The sequence below is a fragment of the Tistrella sp. genome (assembly GCF_002684955.1).
Lineage (GTDB): Bacteria > Pseudomonadota > Alphaproteobacteria > Tistrellales > Tistrellaceae > Tistrella > Tistrella mobilis.
Map to the genome: position 1 here is coordinate 1 of NZ_NYWI01000050.1, position 17,071 is coordinate 17,071.

16 protein-coding genes and 1 pseudogene are annotated in these 17,071 nt (G+C 66.0%); 14 read left to right on the forward strand and 3 right to left on the reverse strand.

Annotated features, from left to right (window positions below):
• Positions 1 to 91: 91 nt before the first annotated feature.
• The 11 genes from CMO28_RS16455 to CMO28_RS16505 all read left to right on the forward strand — a co-directional run bounded on the left by CMO28_RS16455 (position 92) and on the right by CMO28_RS16505 (position 12,111).
• Positions 92 to 430, forward strand: coding sequence for a hypothetical protein (locus tag CMO28_RS16455; RefSeq protein ID WP_296715307.1), 339 nt, complete (start codon positions 92 to 94; stop codon positions 428 to 430).
• 473 nt (positions 431 to 903) lie between these two features.
• Positions 904 to 1,476 carry a c-type cytochrome gene (locus CMO28_RS16460; RefSeq protein ID WP_296715309.1) on the forward strand — a complete coding sequence of 191 codons (573 nt, stop codon included), beginning with the start codon at positions 904 to 906 and terminating at the stop codon, positions 1,474 to 1,476.
• A gap of 243 nt (positions 1,477 to 1,719) precedes the next feature.
• Entirely contained in the window at positions 1,720 to 3,519 is a 1,800-nt protein-coding gene (locus CMO28_RS16465; protein ID WP_296715326.1) for a glycoside hydrolase family 15 protein, read from the forward strand.
• Positions 3,520 to 3,522: 3 nt separating this feature from the next.
• Positions 3,523 to 4,032, forward strand: a complete 510-nt coding sequence (locus tag CMO28_RS16470) for a hypothetical protein (RefSeq protein WP_296715311.1) — start codon at positions 3,523 to 3,525, stop codon at positions 4,030 to 4,032.
• A gap of 881 nt (positions 4,033 to 4,913) precedes the next feature.
• Complete coding sequence (locus tag CMO28_RS16475) at positions 4,914 to 5,477, forward strand: cupredoxin domain-containing protein (protein WP_296715312.1); 564 nt, start codon at positions 4,914 to 4,916, stop codon at positions 5,475 to 5,477.
• Between the two features lie 33 nt (positions 5,478 to 5,510).
• On the forward strand, positions 5,511 to 7,292 hold the full coding sequence (locus CMO28_RS16480) for a copper resistance system multicopper oxidase (protein ID WP_296715314.1): 1,782 nt from the start codon (positions 5,511 to 5,513) through the stop codon (positions 7,290 to 7,292).
• Positions 7,289 to 8,308 carry a copper resistance protein B gene (locus CMO28_RS16485; protein ID WP_296715315.1) on the forward strand — a complete coding sequence of 340 codons (1,020 nt, stop codon included), beginning with the start codon at positions 7,289 to 7,291 and terminating at the stop codon, positions 8,306 to 8,308. The genes CMO28_RS16480 and CMO28_RS16485 overlap by 4 nt, the downstream gene beginning before the upstream one ends.
• Positions 8,309 to 8,328: 20 nt before the next feature.
• The gene (locus CMO28_RS16490) at positions 8,329 to 8,778 is read left to right on the forward strand and encodes a pseudoazurin (protein ID WP_296715317.1); all 450 of its coding nucleotides are present in this window, start codon (positions 8,329 to 8,331) and stop codon (positions 8,776 to 8,778) included.
• 109 nt (positions 8,779 to 8,887) lie between these two features.
• A complete protein-coding gene (locus CMO28_RS16495) occupies positions 8,888 to 10,120 on the forward strand; it encodes a hypothetical protein (RefSeq protein WP_296715318.1) in 1,233 nt (410 codons plus the stop codon).
• Positions 10,121 to 10,157: 37 nt separating this feature from the next.
• Positions 10,158 to 10,604: a copper chaperone PCu(A)C gene (locus CMO28_RS16500; protein WP_296715320.1), complete on the forward strand. Its 447-nt coding sequence runs from the start codon at positions 10,158 to 10,160 to the stop codon at positions 10,602 to 10,604.
• Positions 10,605 to 10,641: 37 nt separating this feature from the next.
• The gene (locus tag CMO28_RS16505; protein WP_296715321.1) at positions 10,642 to 12,111 is read left to right on the forward strand and encodes an FMN-binding glutamate synthase family protein; all 1,470 of its coding nucleotides are present in this window, start codon (positions 10,642 to 10,644) and stop codon (positions 12,109 to 12,111) included.
• Between the two features lie 77 nt (positions 12,112 to 12,188).
• Here CMO28_RS16505 and CMO28_RS16510 read toward each other — a convergent pair whose 3' ends face one another.
• The 3 genes and pseudogenes from CMO28_RS16510 to CMO28_RS16520 form a co-directional block, all read right to left on the reverse strand.
• Positions 12,189 to 12,476 carry a hypothetical protein gene (locus tag CMO28_RS16510; protein ID WP_296715322.1) on the reverse strand — a complete coding sequence of 96 codons (288 nt, stop codon included), beginning with the start codon at positions 12,474 to 12,476 and terminating at the stop codon, positions 12,189 to 12,191.
• A 172-nt stretch (positions 12,477 to 12,648) separates the two neighbouring features.
• Positions 12,649 to 12,960 (reverse strand): annotated as a pseudogene (locus CMO28_RS16515) (PRC-barrel domain-containing protein); the annotation flags it as partial.
• Positions 12,961 to 12,978: 18 nt separating this feature from the next.
• Positions 12,979 to 13,131 (reverse strand): hypothetical protein, encoded by a 153-nt coding sequence (locus tag CMO28_RS16520; RefSeq protein WP_296715323.1) that lies wholly within the window; start codon positions 13,129 to 13,131, stop codon positions 12,979 to 12,981.
• 97 nt (positions 13,132 to 13,228) lie between these two features.
• Between CMO28_RS16520 and CMO28_RS16525 the strand changes: the two genes are divergently transcribed.
• The 3 genes from CMO28_RS16525 (at position 13,229) to CMO28_RS16535 (ending at position 16,721) form a co-directional block, all read left to right on the forward strand.
• Positions 13,229 to 13,675, forward strand: coding sequence for a lytic transglycosylase domain-containing protein (locus CMO28_RS16525; protein ID WP_323755102.1), 447 nt, complete (start codon positions 13,229 to 13,231; stop codon positions 13,673 to 13,675).
• A gap of 240 nt (positions 13,676 to 13,915) precedes the next feature.
• Positions 13,916 to 14,290, forward strand: coding sequence for a hypothetical protein (locus tag CMO28_RS16530; protein WP_296715324.1), 375 nt, complete (start codon positions 13,916 to 13,918; stop codon positions 14,288 to 14,290).
• Positions 14,291 to 14,648: 358 nt separating this feature from the next.
• Entirely contained in the window at positions 14,649 to 16,721 is a 2,073-nt protein-coding gene (locus CMO28_RS16535; protein ID WP_296715325.1) for a DUF3363 domain-containing protein, read from the forward strand.
• Positions 16,722 to 17,071: the final 350 nt, after the last annotated feature.

Consider the following 17,071-nt stretch of genomic DNA (forward strand, 5'->3'; position numbering starts at 1 on the left):
GTCCGACCGGCTACGGCAAGGGCGGCGGCGCGATTGGTGAGATGACATGAGAGTTCGCGGCTTTCCATGCCTTTTTCTTGGGATTCTTCTGATGGCAACTCCCGTCGGCGCCGTCGGACAGTCCCTCGATGAGCACGCGATCCGAGATATGGTGTCGGGCAATACCGCCACGTACTTCTCCGCAGATTTGAGTGCGGTCAAGTCGTATTTCGCGCCAGGCGGCGCACTTCGGGGCCTTTACAAGGGGCGAGAGTTTATCGGTCGCTGGTCGGTTGAAAACGGCCGCTTATGTGTGGACCTGCCCGGCAGCGTAGACGACGCCTGTCGCACGATCGTCCGGCGCCACGGGCACGATCTGCAGTTATTCACGAAAGCGGGCGAGCCCGCAGGTAATTTCGTTATCGAGCACGGCAATCCAGAAGGGTTCTGATGGACCGGCATCGGACCTGTCCGGTGCCACCGAAGCTGTCGGCGACCGCAGACCAGACGAGGCTCATCTCCGTCTAATCCTATGCAGCGCTGGGCCGTGGTGCAGGGTCAGGACCAAGTGGCGCATGCGGTCGTTGCAGGACGGCAACCAGCGCCGACATGTTCCGGGCCCGTTGCGTTGGGCCCAAGGGTCACGATACGCAAAGCAGAGCCAGGACGGAACGTTTGCACGGCATGGCTGCCGCGGCAGGACTTTCCACTGGCGAGCGTCTTTGCTTGTCACCAGCTATAGTTAGCGAAGCTGCGACCGCTCTCGGGAATGCGCGTTGACTGGTTTGGCAATCGACGGCCTTTTGGCCGAATGTCGATTGAGCGCCACAGGCCATTCCCTTGTTGAAGCGCTCGTCAGGCTGTTCGGCCCTGTGCCCGACGCTAACTTCGGCTGCGAGGCCCTATAGCGATTGGAGGTCGTTGATGAAAGTTTTAATTGGGTTTGTACTCGGTATCGTCGCTGTGATCGTTGGCGGGATCGCGTTCATCTATTCAGGTGTCTACAACGTCGCGGCGGTCGATCCGCACAATCCGGTCGTCTCCTGGGCTCTCGAAGCCACGATGCACCGCTCGGTAGCGGCGCGGGCGGACGGAATCGCGGCCCCGGCACGCTTCGACGAGGCGCAGGTCCGGAAGGGGGCCGAGAACTTCAGCAGCATGTGTGCGATGTGCCACGGCGGGCCAGGCGTGGAGCCATCCGAAGTTGGGAAAGGTCTACGACCCGATCCGCCGGAGCTTGGGAATGCGCTTCGACACCTGAGCACGGCCGAGCGTTTCTGGATCGTCAAGCACGGCATCAAGATGACGGGCATGCCGGGCTTTGGCGCCACCCACAGTGACGAGGAGCTATGGGCGATTGTGGGCTTCCTCGATCGTCTGCCTACACTTTCGGCTGAAGAATATCGGAATTTGGTCGGCGACACGGATGGCGGGCACGGTCAAGATCAAGATGGGCAGAGCGGTAGGGCCGGCGACGATCATGAGGGCGCAAGATAAGAGGCGATGCGGCAATTCCGGCTCGGGTCGGCGACGAGGCGGACAGGACACAGCAACGCCGCGGCGTGCGCGACTTGCGGGTGCGGAGCACCGGGCAATCCGCGCCGAGAATGGGCGGGCACCGCTGCTGCTGTTCGGCGGTCGGTGTCGATCCTCGCGTAGCCGGTGCTTTGATCCTGTGCAGCGCGCATCGCTGCGCACGAGATTGTACTACGCGATACTCGCGAGCTTGGCTTGAGTTATGTGCCCATAGGTGACTACGCCCTGATCGGCGACTGCCGGACTGCCGCGCTGGTGTCCCGGGAAGGATCGATCGACTGGCTCTGCCTGCCCGATTTCTCTTCCCCCTCGATCTTTGCCGCGTTGTTGGACGAGGAAAGGGGCGGGCAATTTTCGATCCGGCCAACCGGGCCGTTCCGTATGAGCCGCCGCTACATCCCCGACACCAACGTCCTCGAAACGGAGTTCCGGTGCGAGGACGGCATCGTGCGCCTCACGGACTTCCTGCCGGTGCTCGCCGACGGAGAGTGGAAGAACGAGCTCCAGCCCGCCCGCGAGGTGCTCCGCATCGTGGAATGCGTGGCCGGGAGCGTGGAAATCGAGGTGCGGTTCGCGCCGCGGCCCGATTACGCAAGGGCAGGACGACCGCTCGTGTCCCGCGGCTCGTCGGCCTGGGCGCTGCAATACCGGGACGAGCTCATCCTGCTCCATAGCGAGGTACCGTTGGCATTACAGGGCGAGCATACAGCTTGCGGCACCGTGCGCCTTGCCTGCGGGGACAGACGGTGCTTGTCCCTGAGCTACGCGAAGAGCGATATCGCGGTGCTGCCGCTACTCGGAGAGCATGCTGTTCGAAGGCGGGATGCAACAGTTCGATGGTGGCGGAAGTGGGTTGGCCAGTGCCGCTATGACGGTCCCTATCGTGCGCATGTCGTTCGCAGCGCCCTCGTCCTGAAGTCTTTGGCTTTCGCCCTTTCGGGCGCGGTCATCGCCGCGCCCACGACGTCGTTACCGGAGGCGATCGGCGGCGGCCTCAACTGGGACTATCGGTTCTGCTGGTTAAGGGACGCAGAGCTGACGCTAACCGCGTTCAGCGACCTCGGCTACGAGGCGGAGGCACAGGCTTTTCTGAACTGGCTCCTTCACAGCACGCGGCTCAGCTGGCCGCAGCTGCAGGTTCTGTACGATATCTATGGGGAAACCAGGCTGCCGGAGACGGAGCTGACGCACCTCGAAGGATATCGCACATCCTCGCCGGTCCGGATCGGCAATGATGCACATCGGCAGGTCCAGCTCGACATCTACGGCTCCGTCATCGCGGCCGCCTTCGAATACGTCGAGCGAGGCGGAGGCCTCAGCCGTTCGGAACGCAGGCTGCTCGTCGGCTTCGGACGCGAGGTCTGCCGCAGCTGGCGCGACCCGGATCACAGCATATGGGAAGTCCGCGGCGACAAGCGGCACTATACGTATTCCAAGCTGCTATGTTGGGCCGCGCTCGACCGGCTGTTGCGCCTTCACGCGGCCGGAGTTCTGCGGGTGCCGGCGGTGACGTTTCGGCGGGGGCGCGATGCGCTTCGCCGCACCATCGAAACTGAAGGCTACAGTCGCAATATCGAGGCCTACACGGGGACCCTCGGCGGCACGGCGCTCGATGCGAGCCTCTTGCGGATGACGGCTCTCGGATACAGGCGCGCAAGCGATCCGCGAATGCAGTCGACCTTCGTCCGCCTGGTGTCCGGGCTTGGCCGGGGAGCGCTGCTGCGCCGTTACGACGAGGGGATCAGTCCGGCCGGTCGTACGGAAGGCGCTTTCGCCGTTTGCGGCTTCTGGGCCGTCGACCATCTCGCGCGACTTGGCGACACCAAAACGGCCCGCCGCCGTTTCGAGGAACTGCTCGGGTACGGAAACGACCTCGGGCTCTTCGCCGAGGAGATCGACCCGGAGAGCGGGCGCGCGCTCGGCAACTTTCCGCAAGCCTTCACGCATGCCGGGCTGATCAATGCCGCCCTCGCGCTCGCGCGCGCCGAGAACGGGGAACGCTGACCGATGGAGGGGCTTTCCGACTGGGGCTTTCATCTCCGCAACGTCCTGCTCTGGGGGCTGGTCGCCACGGTCGTGCTGACCACCGTGCTCCAGGGCAGCCAGGGGCTGGGCCTTTCCCGCCTCAGCCTGCCTTTCCTGGTCGGGACGATGCTGACGCCCAATCGTGACCGGGCCATAATCTTCGGCTTCCTGGCCTACACGCTCGGTGGCTGGGTGTTCGCGCTGCTTTATTACCTGACGTTCTACAGTCTCGAGGTGGATTCCGGGTGGCTGGGCGCGGCGCTCGGCCTGCTTCACGGGGCGTTCCTGCTGGTAGCGGTCCTGCCCGTGCTGCCGCACCTCCATCCGCGGATGGCGTCGGCCTACGACGGCCCAACTCCCGAGCGGCGCCTCGAGCCGCCCGGCTTTCTGGGTCTGAACTACGGCTGGCGGACACCGCTCACGACTCTGCTCGGGCACGGGCTGTACGGCGCAATACTGGGTGTCTTCTACCAGGTCCATTCGGCGCATTAGCGGCCAGGGAGCCCCGTCGTCCACCACGCCGCGCGATCGGCGCCTTGCCAATGTTGAAGTCCCGCACCAGGCGCGGAGGTCCGGAAAGGGGAACGGATGTCGTGCGAACCGGCTCGCTCGGGCGAGCGCGGCGTGAATACCCGTCGTGGGCGACGCCGCACCGACAGCGGTATCCGTATGCCGCGGCGGGCAAACGCCCCGGCCCGCAAGCGAACGAAGTCGCGGCTCGTGGCAGCCTCTCGGCCAGGAACCTTGCAATTCGGCTTGTTGTCCGCCACCTTATGAAAGTGGAAAAGCTGTCGAGGCCATGGACAGTCGCTCGATGCGGTTAGCTCTGATTGCGTGCTTGGTGCTCCTGGCGAGCCTTGCTTGGGTTCAATCGTCGGGGGCGAGCGTGCGCCCGCATCTGGTCGACAGCCAGGCAGTCGCCGTCACGGCGAAGGCCGCCGATGCGTTAGCCCATTGCGCTGAAATCGCCACACATTCCGGCGCGCGCCATCAACACGATGACCACGGCGGCGCGAACCATGCCACCGCTTGCTCGGCGCCGGCATCCGCGGGCCTCCCGGCCGCGCCTCCGGGTGTCCCGTTCACGTCCGCATATGGGCGGTCCATCCCGGAGTCGGTGACTTCCCTGAGAGAGCTCGGCATCGCGCCGCCGCGCCGCCCTCCGCGACTCTTTTCCTAAAGATATCCGCGCGACTTCGCGCTTGGCGTTTCGGCTCGGCCGGCTGGTGACATCCCGGCCGCCGGCTCGGCGTCCATAACATTTGCGCCTTCCGACGCATCGGATCGGTACAGGATCGTGCCGGACCGTTCCGAAGGCCTGCGCGGCGCATACCCACGACACCGTGAACATCTGAACTCGAGGAGAGTCCGCCATGAATGGCATCCGCTTTATCCAAGTCGTTTCTTTCGCAGCTGCTGTATTTGCCATGTCCACGCCGGCCCTTGCCGCCGGCGGTCACAGCCAGGGCGAGGGCCATGGCGCCGCCATCGGTGAGCCCGCCAAAGCGTCCGCTGCCACGCGTACCGTCCAGGTCAAGCTGGGCGACATTTTCTACGAGCCCAAGACCGTTCGGGTGGAGCAAGGCGAGACCGTCCGCTTCGTCCTGAAGAATTCGGGCGAGCTGCTCCACGAGTTCAACATCGGAACGGCCGCGATGCACGCCGAGCACCGGAAGGAAATGCTGAAGATGATGGAGAGCGGCATGCTGACCGCGACCGGGGTCAATACCGACATGGCGAAGTCGGACCACTCGTCCCACTCGGGTAGCGGCGGTCACGCGATGAAGCACGACGACCCCAACAGCGTGCTGGTCGAGCCGGGCAAGACGAAGGAGTTGGTCTGGACGTTCACCCGGGCCGCCGACCTGGAATTCGCTTGCAACATTCCCGGCCACTACGAGTCCGGGATGGTCGGCGATTTCCGGTTCGGGCACTGAGCGCAAGCGGCGAAAGAGAAGGAAAACCAACTCATGAGCATATCTTCCACGCTCGGCCGGCGCGCCTTCCTGGCGCACAGCGCCGCTCTGGGCGGCGCCGCTGCGTTCATGCCGCTCCTGCCCGCCTGGGCACGGTCCGGTACGCGCGGACTGGGGCCGGACATGCCGACCCTGTCCGGCGAGGACATCGCGCTCACGATCGGCCGCAGCCCGTTCACCGTCGGCGGCCGGACGGGCCAGGCGATCACGATCAACGGCACGCTGCCCGCGCCGCTGCTGCGCCTGCGCGAAGGGCAGAACGTGCGGATCGCTGTGACCAACGAGCTCGACGAAGACACCTCGATCCACTGGCATGGCTTCCTGCTGCCGTTCCAGATGGACGGGGTGCCGGGCGTCAGCTTCCCGGGCATCCGCCCGCGCGAGACGTTCGTCTACGAGTTCCCGCTCCGGCAGGCGGGCACGTACTGGTACCACAGCCATTCGGGTCTGCAGGAGCAGCTCGGGCACTACGGCCCGATCGTGATCGACCCGGCCGACCCGGATCCCGTCGCCTATGACCGCGAACACGTGCTGGTCCTCTCGGACTGGAGCTTCATGGACCCGGAAACGATCATGCGCAAGCTGAAGGCCGAGAGCGGCTACTTCAACCGCCAGGAGCTGACCTTCGCGGGGCTGTTTCGCGAAGGCGACCCGGAGGAGCGGATGTCGCTCAAGGACCGGCTGATGTGGAACGAGATGCGGATGGACCCCACCGACATCGCCGACATCACCGGTCTGACCTACACTTACCTCGTCAACGGCCACGGACCGGAGGAGAACTGGACCGGGCTCTTCCGCCCCGGCGAGCGGGTCCGCCTGCGCGTCATCAACGCCTCGGCCATGTCGGTCTTCCACGTGCGCATTCCCGGGCTCCCGATGACCGTGGTCAATGCCGACGGCGAGAACGTACGGCCCGTCACGGTCGACGAGTTCCAGATATCGGTCGCCGAAACCTATGACGTGATCGTCGAGCCGAGCGAGGACCGCGCCTTCACGATCGTCGCGGAATCGGTCGACCGCTCTGGCATGGGCCGGGCAACGCTTGCGCCGCGCCCCGGCATGGCCGCAGCGGTGCCGCCGCTCCGGCCCCGGCCCACGCTCGGCATGGACGACATGGGCATGGCCGGCATGGGCGACATGTCGGGGATGGGCCACGGCGCGATGGGCCACGGCAGCGCCGGCGGCATGGCCGGCATGGAGCATGGCGCCATGGACATGGAGATGCGCAATCCGGCCAATGCCCCTGCGGGCATGGCGGTCGGCGTCGGCGTCGACATGATCCCACCGATGCCGCAGGACCGCACCGGCCATCCGGGGCTGGGTCTGACCGATGTCGGGCACCGTGTGCTGACCTATCGCGACCTTGTCTCGCTCAAGCCGAATCCGGACACGCGGCCGCCGTCCCGCGCCATCCAGATCCACCTCACCGGCAACATGGAGCGCTTCATGTGGTCGTTCGACGGCCGCAAGTTCAGCGAAGTCGTCGAGCCGATCCGCTTCGCCCGCAACGAGCGCGTGCGCGTGACGCTGGTCAACGACACGATGATGCAGCACCCAATCCACCTGCACGGGCACTTCTTCGAGGTGGTCAACGGCCATCCCGGGCACCATCCACTGAAGCATACGGTGAACGTGCTGCCGGGCAGCAAGGTGACCTTCGACCTCACGGCCGACAATCCGGGCGACTGGGCGTTCCACTGCCACCTCCTGTTCCACATGCATGCGGGGATGTTCAACGTGGTGACTGTCCGTCCGCTCGAGGGAGGCGCGGCATGAGAATCCTTCCGATCGCACTGGCCGCAAGCCTGGTCGCCGTGCCGGCCATGGCGCAACACGCTGGCCACACGCCGTCGTCGCCTCCGGCGCAAGAGACGCCCGCGGCCGATCCGCATGCAGGGCACGGGACGGGAACGGCGCCCGCCACGAAGCCGCCATCCGACCCCCACGCCGGCCACGATATGAGGCGGATGGAACCGGCAAGCCCAGCGACGCCAACCGATCCGAACGCGGGTCATGACATGGGGGGCGGTTCGTCGTCCGCGCCGCCCGAGGCGCCGCCGCCGGCGGACGCGTTCTCCGGTCCGCGGCATGCGGCCGATGTGCTGTTCGATCCGTCTGCAATGGACGAGGCGCGCGAGCGGCTTCGCCGCGACCAGGGCGCGATCCGGTCCTACCGGGTGATGATCGACCAGCTCGAGACGCGTGTGCGCGACGGGCGCGATGGCTATCTGTGGGATGCGCAGGGCTGGTACGGCGGCGACATCGACAAGCTCTGGGTCAAAACCGAAGGCGAAGGAACCTTCGGCGAGCGGACGGAGCAGGCCGAGGTGCAGGCCTTGTGGAGTCGCGCCATTACGCCCTGGTTCGATGTCCAGGCGGGCGCCCGCTACGATGTCCGGCCAGATCCCGAGCGCGGCTATGCCGTATTCGGGCTGCAGGGTCTCGTTCCCTACATGTTCGAGCTCGACACCGCCGCCTTCGTCTCGAACGAAGGTGACGTCTCCGCGCGCCTGGAGGGCGAGTACGAGCTCCTTATCACGCAGCGCCTGATCCTGCAGCCCAGAGCCGAGATCAATCTCGCGGTCCAGGAGGTCCGCGAGCTCGGCATCGGCAGCGGCGTCAACGATGTCGAGCTCGGGCTCAGGCTCCGCTACGAGTTCGCCCGCGAGTTCGCCCCCTATATCGGGGTGAACTGGGAGCGCAAGCTTGGCGAAACGGCCGACTTCGCGCGCGACGATGGCGAGAGCGTCGACGACCTCTCCTTCGTCGCCGGCGTACGGCTCTGGTTCTGACGCAAACATAGGAGACAGAGATGAAGAAGCTCTTCCTGGCGACGGCGATCGCCGTCCTCACGCCCTTCCTGGTCGTTGCGCCTGTCAACGCCGCGGAGGTGCGGATCGAAACGCTCAACAAGTCCGGAGACCAGCGCTTCGTCTATTCACCGGACCTCGTCCGGATCGAGCCGGGCGATACCGTGGTGTTCGTGCCGGCCGACAAGGGACACAACACCGTCTCGATCGCCGGCATGCTCCCCGGTGGAGTGAAAAGCATCAACATCGGCTTCAACAAGGAAGGCGCCGTGACCTTCGATCAACCGGGTATCTACGGCATCAAGTGCACACCCCATGTCGGCCTCGGCATGGTCGGACTCATTGTCGTCGGCGACGCCGCCGTCAGCGACGAGGATCGCCGCGCCGTGGCCAAGCTGCCCCCGAAGGCGCGGCAGCGCATGGTGGGCCTTCTCGAGCAAGCTGGAGGCTGAGCGCCGTCCTGGACCCCGCGGTGCCACGGCGGGGCGTTCGCGCGCCTCGCCCGGCACTGCCCGGATCTCCAGACCGGCCGCGGCGTCCGGATCGAAGGAGTGAACCGAATTGTTCCCGTTCGCCGACCTTCACGGTTTCACCGACAACCTCGTCATCGGCGCGCTCGACCATATGCACTGGTGGCTGCATACCGTCGTGCACATCGTGCTGGTCGGCGCACCGGTGGCGCTTCTTGCCGTGCTGGCCACATGGTGCCTGCATGGTCTGCGCAGATACCGGCATTCCAGCCTCCGGGACGCGGCGGCGCCAGCGGATCTCGGCCGCAGCGCGCTCGTCCCCGGCATCTTCCGCTATCTCCGTCGCCAGACCTGGCGCTCGCAGCTCTGGCTACTGTTCGGCGCAACACTGTCCCTGCCGATGCTCTATGCCACCCTCGAGCTGCCCAAGCTTATCATTAACAACGCGATCGACTCCGGTCATTTCCCGGTCTCCTACGCCGGCGTGAGCCTGTCGCAGGTCGAGTTCCTGTTCGTCCTCTGCTTCCTGTTCCTAGTCGCCGTGCTCGCCAATGGGAGCCTGAAGTACCTGGTGAACCTGTATACGGGCCGGGTCGCCGAGGCGCTCGTCCGGCGGCTGCGCCTGACGGTGTATCGGGAGTGGCGTCGCCGGGCTCGCCCGGGCGGGTCCGCCCAGCTCATACCCATCGTCGTCCAGGAGGTCGAGCCGGTCGGCGGTTTCGCCGGCGAGGCCTTCGTCCGGCCGGTCCTTCAGGGCGGCACGTTCCTGACCATCCTGACCTTCATGCTGGTCCAGGACCCCATGCTCGGGGCCGCGGCCATTACCCTGCTGCCGCTGCAACTCGCGCTGATCCCCCGGCTCCAGCGGCGGATCAACGCACTGGGGCGGGAACGGGTCCAGCAGGTTCGCCGGCTCGGGGGGCTCATCGGCAACGAGGCAAACACGGGTCTCGACCCGATCCATGACTCGTTCAGACGGGTCCAGGCGATCCGGTTCGAGATCTACAGGCGCAAGTTCTTCATGAAGGGACTCAGCAACTTCATCTCTCACATGACGCCGTTTTTCTTCTACACGATCGGCGGCTATCTCGTGATCGAGGGAAAGCTGTCCTTCGGCGCGCTGGTCGCCGTTCTTGTCGCCTACAAGGACTTCTCGGCGCCGCTACGCGAGCTGTTCCGCTACTACCAGAGCAGGGAGGACGTCCGCGTCCGCTACGAGGAGCTGCGCCGGTTTCTGGCCGGTCATGCCGAACGTTCCGCAGAGGCCGCGGTGTTCGAACGTGCTTCGACGCCCGCCACCGCGATGGAGATGCCCGCCGAGTGACCGCAGGCTGGAGGGCCAGACGCTGAGGAGACGTGCAATGTCCAACCGTTGCGATCGATGGACGTCGTCGCTGATCGCGCTCGTGTTGATCTCCATCTTTTCCGCGGCGCGCCCCGATACGCCCTTTGAAGCGGGCCTTAACGTCCGGATCGACGCGGCCACGGCCACTGCCGCACGGCAAGGCGAAACGTCGCGCATCCGGTTTCGCATCGTCAACGACAGCCCGGCCGCCTTCCACGTCATTGGAATCGAAACACCAGTGGCCCGGGAGGCCCGGCTGGTGGCGGACGTCGGAGAATCGGAGCGGAACGTGCTTGAATCCATCGGCGTCCCGGCCGGCGAGAGTCTCGACCTCACGACGTCCCATCTCTGGTACGAGACAGGGCCACTGACGCGCGATCTGGATGCGGGCGAGACCTTCGACATGACCCTCAGGTTCGTCGGCGGTCAGCTCACCGTTCCGGTGCATGTCCACGCTCGTTGAGAACTGTACCGACGGCCAATTTCGAGAAGGATGAGCCATGGATAACGTATTCTTCCACATGGACCTCCTGTCCAGCCTGTTCATATTCCTGGTCGGGTGCGGCGTCCTTGCCGTCGTGCTCGTCTCGGCGCACAACAGATGGCGGTCCTCCGATGCGGTAAGCCGGAACTACCCGGCCGTGGCGTGGCTTCGCCCCTTGTCCGAGAAGGTGGGCGAGTTTTACCGCCGCTACATCTCCTTTGCCGATCACGAAGAGTTGCCGTTCGACCGGGCGACACGCGAATGGGTCTACGAGGCGACCAAAGGCGAGGAGGACATCCGCGGCTTCGGGACGAGCCTCTCCGTTCAACGTCGCGCCGTCACGTTGCGGAACGCCGTCTTCCCCTTAGACCGCGAAGAGGCGGTCGAACCTCCCGTACTGACCATTGGTCCGTCTTGCAGGACGCCCTACCGGCCGCCGTCTTTCTTCAACATGTCCGCGATGAGCTTCGGCGCCATTTCCGCGCCCGCCGCCGAGGCGCTGGCCCTCGGCGCCGCCTCGGGCGGTTGCTGGCTGAACACCGGCGAGGGCGGGCTGGCGCCCCAGCACCTGAAAGGCGATCCCGACATCCTGTTCGAGATCGGCACCGCGAAATACGGCGTGCGGGATCAAAACGGGAATCTCGACGAGGAAAAGTTGCGTGAACTCGCCGCGCGACCGCAGATCAAAATGTTCGAGCTCAAGCTCAGCCAGGGCGCCAAGCCGGGCCAGGGCGGGATCCTGCCCGCGAGAAAGGTGACGAGGGACATTGCCAGCATCCGGAACATACCGGTGGGACAGGATTCGATCTCGCCCAACCGGCACAGGGAGGTTTCGAACACGAAGGAACTTCTGGCGTTCTTGTCCTACTTGCGCGACATCACGGGAAAGCCGGTGGGATTCAAGACTGCACTTGGCGATACCGGCTGGATCGAGGAGCTTTGTCAGACAATCCATGAAAACGGTATCGAGCACGCGCCGGATTTCATAACCGTCGACGGAGCGGAAGGCGGCTCCGGCGCCGCGCCGATGACGCTGATGGACAACGTCGCGCTGTCGATCCGCACGGCCCTGCCGCGGACCGCCGAGATCCTGACGGCCTATGAACTGGACGAACGTGTCCGCCTGATCGCATCCGGCAAGCTGGTGACGGCGGGCGACGTGGCCTGGGCCATGGCGGCGGGGGCCGACTACGTAGTCTCTGCCCGTGGCTTCATGTTTGCCATCGGATGCATCCAGGCCATGCGCTGTCACACGGACCGGTGCCCCAGCGGCGTGGCCACCCACGACCGCGATCTGCAGAGGGCCTTGAAGCCGGAGGACAAGAAGGACGGCGTCGCGAACTATGTTCGGCGCATCAGGGAAGGAGTCGGCGTCATAGCCAACAGTTGCGGCGTAAGGCACTGTCGGGAGTTGACGCCGTCTCACATAGCTGAGCAACGCTGGCCAGCCGGGATTGCGACCGACGGCGCACGAAACGGGGCTTGAACTCGTTGGCTGTCGTTCCTGGATCGGTGGCCGTCTCAGGATTGGAAACAACGGCCGGTGAAGCGGTTCGACAACCGCTAGGGCGTCTTGTCCTTGACGCTCGCGACGATGTTCTCGATCTCGCCGATCTCCTGGCCGCCCTGGTTCTTGACGGTGCGGCCATCGAGCTGCCCGTACTCGGACTTGCTGAACTTCTGGGCGTCATTCTGCATCGCGCCGCCCTGGGTCTGGCCCTGCTTCATCTCGCCGCCCTTGGTCTCGGTCGCGGCAGGGTTCTGCTTCTTGTCGCCAGCGGCGACCGCCCCCGAAAGCGGCAGGGCAGCGGCGGCGGCCACGATGGCGGTCGCGTACAGCAGCTGTTTCATGTCTCGGTCTCCTTCCTTTGTTTGTCGCAGTGCCGCGGCAGATGCCTGCCCTGCCCTGCCCGGCCTGCACACACACACCTCGCATTCCGGTGCCTAACGGGGTGTGGCCTCCGTGTTCCGTCGGCGTCGCGGGCGCAAAGGGGGGAGCCGCAAAGCGCCCCCTCAGCGGCCGTTATTGCGACGTCTTCCACGGATTCTCGCCCTTGCCGGTGTACGGCTCGTACAGGTCGGATCCTTCCTCCCAAGCCGGCATGTTCGCGAGCTCGGACTCCGTCTTTTCCGACATCAGGATGACGCCGTTGTCGTTGTCCTGCCTGAGCTGTTCGACCGGCACGGCAACCTTCTTCTCGCCGAGGCCGAGCGTGCCGCCGACGCCGATCACGGCATAGACGTTCTGATCCCGGACGCCGGGGACGAGGTTGTCGATCTGGCCGATCTGCTGACCGCGCAGGTTCTCGACGGGGCGGCCCTCCAGCTGGCGATACTGGGCCTCGTCGAACGCCTAGGCCTGGTTCCAGTCGCGCTGCATGGCAGCGCCCCGCTGCGATTCGGTGGCCGCGGGCTTGTCCTGCATCTGGCCGGCAGCGGTCGCACCCGACAGCGGCAGGGCAGCGGCGGCGGCCAGGATGGTGGTCGCGTAAAGTAGCTGTCTCATGTCTCTGTCTCCTTCGGTTGTTGATGGCGGTGCCGCGGCTATTGCCGTCCGGCACGCCGCCTTTTGTGCCAACGGGACACAGCCCGCCGTGTTCCGTATGGGTTCCCAGCGTAAAAGAGGAAAGCTGCCGGGGGCGCCGCGTGACCAGGTGACGCCGGACACCTATGAAGAGATGCGCCGCCGGCACGATCTCGGTCGCGATCCTTATGACCCCCGCGACAATATTCTCGCCGGCGCCGCCTATCTCCGCGCCCTGTACGAGCGCTTCGGATTCCCCGGCCTCTTCGCCGCCTACAACGCCGGACCCGGGCGCTATCAAGAATATCTGACCGACGGACGGCCGCTCCCGCACGAGACGTGGGTTTTCCTCGCGCGGCTTGCTCCGTCGCGCCTGGCAACGACGACCGCGGGAGTCGCGCTACCAGATCGGTGGCTTTTCTTTCCTTTGCGCACGACCGCGACGGACGGTCGCGAGCGCTCGGCGGCGCTGGCCTCGGATAGCCTGTTCGTGCCCTTGCGCACGGTCGCGGGCAAGGACCGATGAACCGCAGCGGCGCGGTCAGTGCCTATCCGGAGAGAGGGGCCTCGTCTCGGTTGTCCCAGCCTACCAGCCAGGACGAAGCGCCGTCAAGGAGGCGCGGTCCCCCCAAAATGCTTCGCTGCGCTGGCGCTCCGCTCCGCATTTCGGCTCCCCCGCGCCCCGCTTCGCGGCGCCTGCGGCGTCCTTGACGGCCGCTTCGCCGGCCGATGGCGGGATGTGTCCTCGATGAGGAGGACAGCAAAGATGGAGGTTCCGATGACCATACTTCACACCCATCCGCACGCCGCATTCGACCGCTTCCCGCAGCTCCGCCGCGACCTGATCGCCGAGTTCGGAACGGACGGAATCGACGCCGTTATCGAGCATATCATTGCGGCCGAGCGTGCCGATTTCCACTGGGACGGACGCATCGCGGAGATGAACATCGGCGCCTGGGAGAGCCTCGACGACGAGGACGAGACCTTCGAACGGGTGTCGATTCTCGGCTACTTCCGCACCCGCTACTACGTCGCGACGTGTCTCGTCGACAGCGAGCGGCACGTTCATTGGATGCTCGGTCTGCGGCATTTCGAGAGCTTCGAGAGCGCCGAACAGGCGTTCCTGGCGGGCGGCGGATGACGCCGCCGACGGCGTCGGGAGCGGTACCGCCTGGTGCCGCTCCCGATGTCTTCATGCGGTGATCCCGGCCGGTGCGCGGCCCGTTGCCCGAGCCGAGGTTCGGTGAGAGATCGCAGGTGATCGCAGGAGGGACGGCAGGTGGCCCAGAAGCCCGGTAGGGCAAGATAAAGCGAACCCCGTTCGCAGCACTCCTTGAGTGCTAAGTGATTGTCTGCACACTGTTTTTTTGGCGCCATTCTATCTCCCTCGCGAGCGCCCACAGAGCCATGATTTTCGTAACCGACTGAATTCGCGCCTCTTTCCTGGTGCCATTTTGGAGACTCTTGTCTTCGCGGCATCGGGTGCGAATATTTAACCCATGTCCCGCGACGACGATACGCGCTTCGAGCCGCGCCTGGGCCGCCCGCGTTCCGGTGGCGAAGGGCGCCCGGGTCGGCCGCCGACTTCCTTCAAGCAGCAGGTCCTGCGCGCCGTCGCCCGCGCTGGCGGCAACCCGCGCCTGATCGGCAGGGCTATGGCCGGGCGCGCCGGGACAAGAACCAGGACGGACCGCTTCAACGCGCGCGGCCGGGGCAGCAAGCTCGTCGCCACCTTCCCGCGCGAGAGCGGCTGGAGCCGGCCGGAGGGCGGCATGCGCTATCGCGCGCGCCGCGTCGTGGTCAAGGCGCGTGTGGTCAAGATGCGCGGCAGCGGGAGCAAGGCGGCCTATGCCCATCTCCGCTACCTGCAACGCGACGGCGCGGCCCTCGACGGCGAGCGCGGCCGGCTTTATTCGGCGAGCCTCGACCACGCGGACGGATCGAATTTCCTCGACCGGGGCCAGGACGACCGCCACCAGTTCCGTCTCATCGTCGCACCCGAGGACGGCGCCGAGCTTGGCGACCTCCGAGACTTCACGCGCCGGCTCATGGAGCAGATGGAACGCGACCTGGATACCCAGCTCGATTGGGTCGCGGTCGATCACCACAACACCGGCCATCCCCACTCCCATGTCGTGATCCGCGGCGTGACCGACGACGGCAAGACGCTCAACATCGCAGGCGACTACATTGCCCACGGCATCCGGCATCGGGCCAGCGAGATCGTCACCCTGGAGCTCGGCATGCAGAGCGAATGGGAGGTGCAGCAGAAGCTCGGCCGGGAGGTGGAGCAGGACCGCTTCACCCGCCTCGACCGCGCCATCCTTCAGGAGGTGAACGATGAGGGCCTCGTGGACCTTCGGATGGGCGAGGAGCAGTCCTATCTCGGCCGGGTCAACCGCTACCTGCTGATCGGCCGCCTCAAGAAGCTCGAGCGCATGGGCCTCGCCCGCGAGGAGGAACCGACGCGATGGTCGCTGGCCTCCGGCATGGAGAAGACCCTGCGCGAGTTGGGCGAGCGCGGCGACATCATCAAGACCATGCACCGGGCGATCACGGAGCGCGGCCTCGCTCGCGGCGCCGGAGACTACGTCATCCATGCCGGCAAGGCCGAGCAGAAGCCGACCGTCGGCAGGGTGATCGGCAAGGGGCTGGCGGGCGACGAGCTGACCGGCCGGCTGCATCTCGTCATCGACGGCGCGGACGGCCGGGTTCACTACGTCGAGATGAGCGAGGCCGCCGCAGGCGAGACCAGGACCGGCAGCATCGTCGAGGTTGGACGGGCCGAGGCCCCGCCCCGTCCCGCCGACCGCAACATCGCCGAGCTGGCCCGCGACAACGGCGGCGTCTACGAGCCCGCCATCCATCTGCTGACCGCCCGCGACACGATGCGCGTGCCGGACGGCAACTACGAGGGCTATGTCGAAACCCATGTGCGCCGGCTGGAAGCGCTGCGCCGGGCCGGCATCGTCGAGCGCCTCGACGCCGACCATTGGCGCATCCCCGACGACTTCGAGAACCGCGCACAGGACTACGACACCGGGCGCACCAGGCAGCTTGGCGCGCGGGTCCTGTCGCTCATCGACCTCGACGCCCAGGTGACCGCGAACGCCGCCACCTGGCTCGACCGCGAGCTGGTCGCCGACGCGCCGGTCGCGCTCCGCGACAGAGGATTCGGCCGGGAGGCGCGCGACGCGCTCGCCCGGCGCCGGCAATGGCTGATGGAACAGGGCTTCGCGCGGGAGGATGGCAGCAACACCATCTATCAGCGCGGTATGCTATCCACGCTGGCGCGGCGGGAGGTGGAGGAAGCCGGCAGGAAGCTGGCTCTGGAGCGCGGCATGTCCTTCCGCATGGCGGAGAACGGCGAGCGCATCAGCGGCACCTACCGTCAGCCCGTGCAGCTCGTCAGCGGCAAGTACGCGCTGGTGGAACGCTCGCGCGAGTTCACGCTGGTCCCCTGGCGGCCGGTGATCGAAAAGGCGCTGGGCCGGCAGGTCTCCGGCCTCGTTCGCGGCGAGGGCATTTCCGGGGAGTTCGGCCGCAAGCGCGGGCCGAGTATCGGGATGTAGCCAGAGCGCCGCAAAGCGGCGCCGGATAGCCATTGGTGCTTGCCGGCAAGCGTGCCGGGCCTCGTCGGGCTGTCAAGGGTCTGCGACCGCCGAAGGCGGCGGCCTCCGGCCGCCCTCGACAGCCCGCCTCATGCGGCCCCGCATAGGCTCGCCAAGCACCAAAGGCAGATTGGGAAGCGGAACGCTTCCCATGTCTCTGAGAGAGAATCGTTGCGCCCAAAATGGGTGCATGGTACGTTCAGTGCATGCGGATGAGAACGGCGGTGAGAAAGTCGACCACGGTAGCGGCGGGATAGTCCCGCTGCGGGCGGCGTAAAAGTCGTCCACTTTTCCCTTTTCTGCGTGGCGCA

Coding starts and splice junctions, on each gene's coding strand:
- CMO28_RS16455 (WP_296715307.1), top strand. CDS start 92: ATGGCAACTCCCGTCGGCGCCGTCGGACAGTCCCTCGATGAGCACGCG.
- CMO28_RS16460 (WP_296715309.1), top strand. CDS start 904: ATGAAAGTTTTAATTGGGTTTGTACTCGGTATCGTCGCTGTGATCGTT.
- CMO28_RS16470 (WP_296715311.1), top strand. CDS start 3,523: ATGGAGGGGCTTTCCGACTGGGGCTTTCATCTCCGCAACGTCCTGCTC.
- CMO28_RS16475 (WP_296715312.1), top strand. CDS start 4,914: ATGAATGGCATCCGCTTTATCCAAGTCGTTTCTTTCGCAGCTGCTGTA.
- CMO28_RS16480 (WP_296715314.1), top strand. CDS start 5,511: ATGAGCATATCTTCCACGCTCGGCCGGCGCGCCTTCCTGGCGCACAGC.
- CMO28_RS16485 (WP_296715315.1), top strand. CDS start 7,289: ATGAGAATCCTTCCGATCGCACTGGCCGCAAGCCTGGTCGCCGTGCCG.
- CMO28_RS16490 (WP_296715317.1), top strand. CDS start 8,329: ATGAAGAAGCTCTTCCTGGCGACGGCGATCGCCGTCCTCACGCCCTTC.
- CMO28_RS16500 (WP_296715320.1), top strand. CDS start 10,158: ATGTCCAACCGTTGCGATCGATGGACGTCGTCGCTGATCGCGCTCGTG.
- CMO28_RS16505 (WP_296715321.1), top strand. CDS start 10,642: ATGGATAACGTATTCTTCCACATGGACCTCCTGTCCAGCCTGTTCATA.
- CMO28_RS16510 (WP_296715322.1), bottom strand. CDS start 12,476: ATGAAACAGCTGCTGTACGCGACCGCCATCGTGGCCGCCGCCGCTGCC.
- CMO28_RS16520 (WP_296715323.1), bottom strand. CDS start 13,131: ATGAGACAGCTACTTTACGCGACCACCATCCTGGCCGCCGCCGCTGCC.
- CMO28_RS16525 (WP_323755102.1), top strand. CDS start 13,229: ATGGGTTCCCAGCGTAAAAGAGGAAAGCTGCCGGGGGCGCCGCGTGAC.
- CMO28_RS16530 (WP_296715324.1), top strand. CDS start 13,916: ATGGAGGTTCCGATGACCATACTTCACACCCATCCGCACGCCGCATTC.
- CMO28_RS16535 (WP_296715325.1), top strand. CDS start 14,649: ATGTCCCGCGACGACGATACGCGCTTCGAGCCGCGCCTGGGCCGCCCG.